This window comes from Pantoea sp. Cy-639 (assembly GCF_011752525.1).
In the GTDB taxonomy this organism is placed as follows: domain Bacteria; phylum Pseudomonadota; class Gammaproteobacteria; order Pseudomonadales; family Pseudomonadaceae; genus Aquipseudomonas.
This window is the reverse complement of record NZ_VWXI01000034.1, coordinates 1-8,143: the sequence shown is the minus strand read 5'-3', so window position 1 is coordinate 8,143 and position 8,143 is coordinate 1. Positions and strand designations below refer to the sequence as shown.

General features: G+C 69.9%; 1 protein-coding gene. It reads left to right on the top strand.

Annotation, left to right across the window (positions count from 1 at the left end):
* On the top strand, nt 1-8,143 hold an 8,143-nt coding region (locus F3J43_RS23530), incomplete at both ends, for a non-ribosomal peptide synthetase (protein WP_166892965.1).

The window sequence follows — 8,143 nt, the reverse complement described above, 5'->3', positions numbered from 1 at the left end:
ACTGGTGGAACTGGACCAGGAAAGCATCGAACGCATCGTCGCCACGGTGCCGGGCGGCGCCGCCAACGTGCAGGACATCTACCCGCTGGCACCACTACAGGAAGGCATTCTCTACCACCACCTCAGCTCCCCCGAGCATGACCCCTATGTGCTGCAATCGCGCATCGCCTTCGACAGCCCGGCGCGCCTGCAGGCGTTCGCCGCCGCGCTGCAGCAGGCCATCGCTCGTCACGACGTGCTGCGTACCGCCGTGCTGTGGGACGGCCTGGCGCAACCGGTGCAGGTGGTCTGGCGCGAAGCCACGCTGCGGGTCGGTCAGCTCGATGACCACGATCTGCAGCGCCTGGACCTCGGCCAGGCGCCGCTGATCCGTCTGTTGCACGGCCACGAGGCCAGCGACGGGCGCATCGAGGCGCTGCTGCAGTTCCACCACATTGTCCTCGACCACACTGCCCTGGACATCGTCGGCGCCGAGCTGCTCGGCTACCTGCAAGGCGCCCCGGCGCCGGCCCAGGCACCGGTGCCGTACCGCAACTACGTGGCCCAGGCGCGCCTGGGCGTGAGCCAGGCCGAGCACGAGGCGTTCTTCCGCGCCCAGCTGGGCGATATCGACGAGCCGACCTTGCCGTTCGGCCTGAGCGATGTGCAGGGCGACGGCCAAGACATCGAGGAAGCCCAGCTGTGGCTCGACGATGACCTGGCCATGCGCCTGCGCCAGCAGGCGCGGCAACGCGGGATCAGCGTCGCCAGCCTGTTCCACCTGGCCTATGCACGCCTGCTCGCGGCCCTTGGCGGGCGCGACAGCGTGGTGTTCGGCACTGTGCTGCTGGGCCGCCTGGAGGCCGGCGAGGGCGCTGAGCGGGCGCTGGGCATGTTCATCAACACCCTGCCACTGCGCCTGGACCTGGCCGAACAGAGTCTGGAGCAGGCCCTGGGCCAGACTCAGCAGCGCCTGAGCGCGCTGCTGGCCCACGAGCACGCCTCGCTGGCCCTGGCCCAGCGCTGCAGCGGCGTGGCCGCGCCGGCACCGCTGTTCAGCGCCATGCTCAATTTCCGCCACGGTCACGAAGTGGACGAAGCGCGGCGCAGCCATTGGCAAGGCATCGACTTCCTCGATGGCCAGGAACGCAGCAACTACCCGCTGAGCCTGAACGTCGACGACATGGGGCAGGGCCTGCGCCTGGTCGCCATGACCCCGGCGACGGTAGGTGCGGCACGCATCTGCCAGCAGCTCAACCAGGTGCTGCTGGCCATGGCCGAGGCACTGCAGAGCCAGCCGCGCCAACCCTTGCTGCGCCTGCCGGTGCTGGTACCGGCCGAGCGCCAGCAACTGCTGGAAGGGTTCAACGACACGGCGGTGAGCTACGACCTCGAACAGACCCTGCACGGGCTGATCGAGGCCCAGGTGCGGCGCACGCCGGATGCGCTGGCGGTGCGCGCCGAGGAAGGCGAGCTGAGCTACGCCGAGCTCGACGCCCAGGCCAACCGCCTGGCCCATCACTTGATCGAATTGGGGGTCAAGCCCGATGACCGCGTGGCGATCTGCGTCGAGCGCGGGTTGTCGATGGTGGTCGGCCTGCTGGCGATCCTCAAGGCCGGCGGCGCCTATGTGCCGGTCGACCCGGACTACCCGGCCGAACGTATCCGCCACATGCTCGGCGACAGCGCGCCGGTGGCGGTGCTGGTACACGCTGCCACCCGCCACGTGCCCGAGGCTGCCCAACTGATCGACCTCGACCAGCCGACCTGGCAGCAACAATCGGCCGAGGCGCCGCAGGTGCCAGGGCTGAGCGCACGCAACCTGGCCTATGTGATCTACACCTCCGGCTCCACCGGCCTGCCCAAGGGCGTGATGAACGAGCACGCCGGGGTGGTCAACCGCCTGCTGTGGATGCAGGACGCCTACGCACTGGGTGGCGACGATGTGGTGCTGCAGAAGACCCCGTTCAGCTTCGACGTGTCGGTGTGGGAGTTCCTCTGGCCGCTGCAGACCGGCGCGCGACTGGTCATGGCGCGCCCGGGCGGGCACCGCGACCCTGAATACCTGCGCGAGGTGATCGCGGCCGAACAGGTCAGTACCTTGCACTTCGTGCCGTCGATGCTGGACGTGTTCCTCGCCCATGGCGATGTGCGCCCGGCGCAACTGCGCCAGGTGATGTGCAGTGGCGAGGCGCTGCCGGGCAGCCTGGTGCGGCGCTTCCACCAGCAGTTGCCGAGCGTGCAGTTGCACAACCTGTACGGCCCGACCGAAGCGGCGGTGGACGTCAGCGCCTGGCACTGCGTCAGCGCGCCGGACAACACGCCGATCGGCAAGCCGATCGCCAACACCACGCTGTACGTGCTCGATGCCCACGGCCAGCCCGTGCCGCGTGGCGTGGCCGGCGAGCTGTACATCGGTGGCGTGCAGGTGGCCCGTGGCTACCTCAACCGCGCCGAGCTGAGCGCCGAGCGTTTCATCGACGACCCGTTCGCCCAGCGTGCCGGCGCACGCCTGTATCGCACCGGCGACCTGGCGCGGCACCTGCCGGACGGCAACCTGGAATACCTGGGGCGTAACGACGACCAGGTGAAGATCCGTGGCTTGCGTATCGAGCTGGGCGAAATCCAGGCCTGCCTGACCGCAGTCGACGGCATCAAGGAGGCCGTGGTACTGGCCCATGACCAGGCCTCCGGCGGCAAGCGCCTGGTAGCCTATTACACCGGTGCGCGCCACGAGACCGACAGCTTGCGCGCGGCGTTGCTCGGCCAGTTGCCGGAGTTCATGGTGCCTGCGCTGTTCATCCACCTCGACGCGTTGCCGCTGAGCCCCAACGGCAAGCTCGACCGCAAGGCCCTGCCAAGACCCGAGACCCAGCACAGCCAGGCCTACGCCGCGCCACAAGGCGAGACCGAGACGCTGCTGGCGGCGATCTGGGCCGAACTGCTGGGCGTGGAGCGGGTAGGGCGCGACGACAGCTTCTTCGAGCTCGGCGGCCATTCGCTGCTGGCGGTGACCCTGACCGCGCGCCTGCGCCGGGCCGGCTTGCAGGTGGATGTGCGCACGCTGTTCGGCCAGCCGACCATCGCCGCCCTGGCCGCGACCCTGGGCCAGGGCGGCGCGGTCGAGGTGCCGGCCAACCTGATCCCCGCCACCTGCACGCGCATCACCCCGGAGTTGCTGCCGCTGGTGCAACTGGACCAGGCCAGCATCCAGCGGATCGTCGCCCGGGTGCCGGGCGGCGCCGCCAACGTGCAGGACATCTACCCGCTGGCCCCGCTGCAGGAGGGCATCCTCTACCTGCACCTGAGCACCCCCGACGCCGATCCCTACGTGCTGCGCTCGCGCCTGGCGTTCGCCGACATGGCGCGCCTGGAGGCCTTTGCCGAGGCCTTGCAACGGGTGGTCGAGCGCCATGACATCCTGCGCACCGCAGTGCTCTGGGAGGACCTGCCGCAACCGGTGCAGGTGGTCTGGCGCGAGGCGCCGTTGCAAGTGCTGGCGTTCGACGAGCAGGCGCTGGGCAGCCTCGACCTGAGCCAGGCGCCGCTGATCCGCCTGTACCATCGCCAGGACCCGGCCAGCGGCCAGGTCGAGGCGGTGCTGCAGTACCACCACATCGTGCTCGACCATATCGCCTTGCAGGCGGTGCATGAAGAGATGCACGGCTACCTGTCCGGCGAAGGTGCGCCGGCCACCGCCTCGGTGCCGTACCGCAACTATGTGGTACAGGCCCGCCATGGCGTCGGCGAAGCCGAGCACGAGGCGTTCTTCCGCGCCCAGCTGGGTGATATCGACGAGCCGACCCTGCCGTTCGGCCTGCGCGACGTGCAACGCGGCGGCCTGGCCATCGAGGTGGCCGAGACCGACTTCGCCGGTTCGCGCTATGCCCGTCTGCGGGCCCAGGCACGGCAGTTGGGCGTGAGCAACGCCAGCCTGCTGCACCTGGCCTGGGCGCGCCTGCTGGCGGCGGCCAGCGGCCGCGACAGCGTGGTGTTCGGCACCGTGCTGTTGGGCCGCCTGCAAGGCGGCGAGGGCAGCGAGCGCGCCCTGGGCATGTTCATCAACACCTTGCCACTGCGCCTGGACCTGGGCGAGAGCAGCGTCGAGGACGCCGCGCGCGCGGCGCACCGCAGCCTGTCCGCGCTGCTGCTGCACGAGCATGCCTCGCTGGGCCTGGCCCAGCGTTGCAGTGGCGTGGCCGCGCCGCTGCCGCTGTTCAGCGCGTTGCTCAACTACCGCCAGAGCGTCGCCGCGCCCGCCATCGCGGTGGCCGACGCCACCTGGCAGGGCATCGAGGACCGTGGCACCGAAGGGCACAGCAACTACCCGCTGGCCCTGGACATCGACGACTTCGGCGATCGCCTGCGCCTGACCGTGCGGGTGGCGCCGCAGGCCGGCGCGGCACGGATCGGCGCGCAGATGCTGCATGTGCTCGACGGTTTGCTCGAGGTGCTCGAGCAGCAGCCGCAGCGGCCGTTGTGGCAGGTGCCGGTGTTGCAGGTCGAGGAGCAGCGCCAGGTGCTGCATGACTTCAACGACACGGCGCTGGCCTACGATCTCGAACAGACCCTGCACGGGCTGATCGAGGCCCAGGTGCGGCGTACGCCGGATGCGCTGGCGGTGCGCGCCGAGGAAGGCGAGCTGAGCTACGCCGAGCTCGACGCCCAGGCCAACCGCCTGGCCCATCACTTGATCGAATTGGGGGTCAAGCCCGATGACCGCGTGGCGATCTGCGTCGAGCGCGGGTTGTCGATGGTGGTCGGCCTGCTGGCGATCCTCAAGGCCGGCGGCGCCTATGTGCCGGTCGACCCGGACTACCCGGCCGAACGTATCCGCCACATGCTCGGCGACAGCGCGCCGGTGGCGGTGCTGGTACACGCTGCCACCCGCCACGTGCCCGAGGCTGCCCAACTGATCGACCTCGACCAGCCGACCTGGCAGCAACAATCGGCCGAGGCGCCGCAGGTGCCAGGGCTGAGCGCACGCAACCTGGCCTATGTGATCTACACCTCCGGCTCCACCGGCCTGCCCAAGGGCGTGATGAACGAGCACGCCGGGGTGGTCAACCGCCTGCTGTGGATGCAGGACGCCTACGCACTGGGTGGCGACGATGTGGTGCTGCAGAAGACCCCGTTCAGCTTCGACGTGTCGGTGTGGGAGTTCCTCTGGCCGCTGCAGACCGGCGCGCGACTGGTCATGGCGCGCCCGGGCGGGCACCGCGACCCTGAATACCTGCGCGAGGTGATCGCGGCCGAACAGGTCAGTACCTTGCACTTCGTGCCGTCGATGCTGGACGTGTTCCTCGCCCATGGCGATGTGCGCCCGGCGCAACTGCGCCAGGTGATGTGCAGTGGCGAGGCGCTGCCGGGCAGCCTGGTGCGGCGCTTCCACCAGCAGTTGCCGAGCGTGCAGTTGCACAACCTGTACGGCCCGACCGAAGCGGCGGTGGACGTCAGCGCCTGGCACTGCGTCAGCGCGCCGGACAACACGCCGATCGGCAAGCCGATCGCCAACACCACGCTGTACGTGCTCGATGCCCACGGCCAGCCCGTGCCGCGTGGCGTGGCCGGCGAGCTGTACATCGGTGGCGTGCAGGTGGCCCGTGGCTACCTCAACCGCGCCGAGCTGAGCGCCGAGCGTTTCATCGACGACCCGTTCGCCCAGCGTGCCGGCGCACGCCTGTATCGCACCGGCGACCTGGCGCGGCACCTGCCGGACGGCAACCTGGAATACCTGGGGCGTAACGACGACCAGGTGAAGATCCGTGGCTTGCGTATCGAGCTGGGCGAAATCCAGGCCTGCCTGACCGCAGTCGACGGCATCAAGGAGGCCGTGGTACTGGCCCGTGACCAGCGCCTGGTGGCGTACTACACCGGTACCCGGCACACCACGGATACCCTGCGCCCGGCACTGCTCGGCCAGTTGCCGGAGTTCATGGTGCCGGCCTCGTTCACCTGGCTCGAGGCCTTGCCGCTGAGCCCCAACGGCAAGCTCGACCGCAAAGCGCTACCGGCGCCGGAAACCCAGCAGCAGGTCTACGAAGCGCCCCAGGGTGATGTCGAGACCCTGCTGGCGCAGCTGTGGAGCGAGCTGCTGGGCGTGGCGCGGATCGGCCGTCACGACAACTTCTTCGAGCTCGGTGGCCATTCGCTGCTGGCCGTGACGCTCACGGCGCGCATGCGCCAGGCCGGCCTGGCGGCGGATGTGCGGGTGCTGTTCGGCCAGCCGACCCTGGCCGCGCTGGCCGCCGCCGTCGGTGGCGAGGTGGCGCCGGCGGTGCCGGCCAACCGCATTGCGCCTGGCTGCACGCGCATCACCCCGGACCTGCTGCCGCTGGCCAGCCTCGACCAGGCTGCGCTCGACAGCGTACTGGCGCAGATCCCCGGTGGTGCGGCCAATGTCCAGGACCTGTACGCCCTGGCACCGTTGCAGCAGGGCATCCTCTATCACCACCTGGCCAGCGCCGAGACCGACCCCTATGTGTTGCAGATGGGCTTCGCCTTCGCCGGCCAGGCCGAACTGGACGCCTTCGTCGCGGCGCTGAACCAGGTGATCGCGCGTCATGACATCCTGCGTACCAGCATTCACTGGCAAGGGCTGGACGAAGCGGTGCAGGTGGTCTGGCGCGAAGCGCACCTGCGCATCGAACCGGCGCTGGACAGCGTGCGCCTGGACCTTGGCCGGGCGCCGCTGATGCACCTGAGCAGCAGCCTGGAGCATGGCCGCTTGCAGGCCACCTTGCTGTTGCACCACATCCTGCTCGACCACGCCGCCCTGGAACTGCTGGTGGCCGAAGTCGGCGAGGTGCTGCTGGGGCGTGAGCCACAGGGCGACAGCGTGCCGTACCGCAACTATGTGGCCCAGGCCCGCCTGCGTGACGACAGCCAGGCCCAGGAGGCGCTGTTCCGCGAGCTGCTGGGCGATATCGACGAACCGACCGCCGTGTTCGGCCTGCGCGATGTGCAGGGCGATGGCAGCGAGGTGCTCGACTACCGTCTGCTGCTCGACACTTCCCTGGCCTGCCGCCTGCGCGAACAGGCCAGGCAACTGGGCATCAGCGTCGCCAGCCTGATGCACCAGGGCTGGGGGCAGGTGCTGGCGCAACTGTCCGGACGCGAAGAGGTGGTGTTCGGCACCGTATTGCTGGGCCGCCTGCAGGGCGGCGAAGGCGCCGACCGGGCACTGGGCATGTTCATCAATACCTTGCCGCTGCGGGTCAGCGTCGGCGCTGCCGGCGTTGCCGACGGCGTGCGCCTGACCCATCAGCGCCTGGCGCGATTGCTGGCCCACGAGCAGGCGTCCCTGGCCCTGGCCCAGCGTTGCAGCGGCGTGCCGACGTCCCAGGCCCTGTTCACCAGCCTGCTCAACTACCGCCACAGCGCGGCGGGCGGCGCCGAGCAGGCGCGGGCCTGGGAAGGCATCGAACTGCTGGCCGCCCACGAGCGCAGCAACTATCCGCTGGTGGTCAGTATCGACGACCTGGGCAGTGGCTTCTCGTTGAGCGTGCAGGCGGTGCCGGAGGTCGATGGCGCGCTGGTCTGCCAACTGCTGCAGGCGGCCCTGGAACAACTGGCCGAGGCCCTCGAGCAAGCGCCGCAGTCGCCCTTGCGGCAGCTGACCGGGCTGCCGCCAGGCGAGCGCGAGCGAGTGCTGCGCCAGTTCAACGCCACGGCCCGCGACTATCCGCGCGAACTGCCGCTGCATGCGCTGTTCGAAGCCCATGCACGGGTCAGCCCCGACGCGCTGGCGGTGATGCAAGGTGCACGGCGCTGGAGCTACCAGGCCCTCGACCAGCAGGCCAACCGCCTGGCCGGGCACTTGCTGGAGCTGGGGGTACGGGCGGGGGATCGGGTGGCGCTGCTGCTGCCGCGTTCGTTCGACCTGCTGAGTGCGCAACTGGCGGTGAGCAAGTGCGCGGCGGTGTTCGTGCCGCTGGACGCCAACGCCCCGGCCGAGCGCCAGGCGTTCATGGTCGGGGACAGCCAGGCCAAGGTACTGCTGACCCATAGCGACCAGCCGCATCTGGACGGTGCCCTGCGTGTCGAGCTCGACCTGCTGGACCTCGGCGGCCATGCGGCCGAGGACCTGGGCCTGGCGGTGGACGCGGGCTGTGCGGCCTACATCATGTACACCTCCGGCTCCACCGGCACGCCGAAGGGCGTG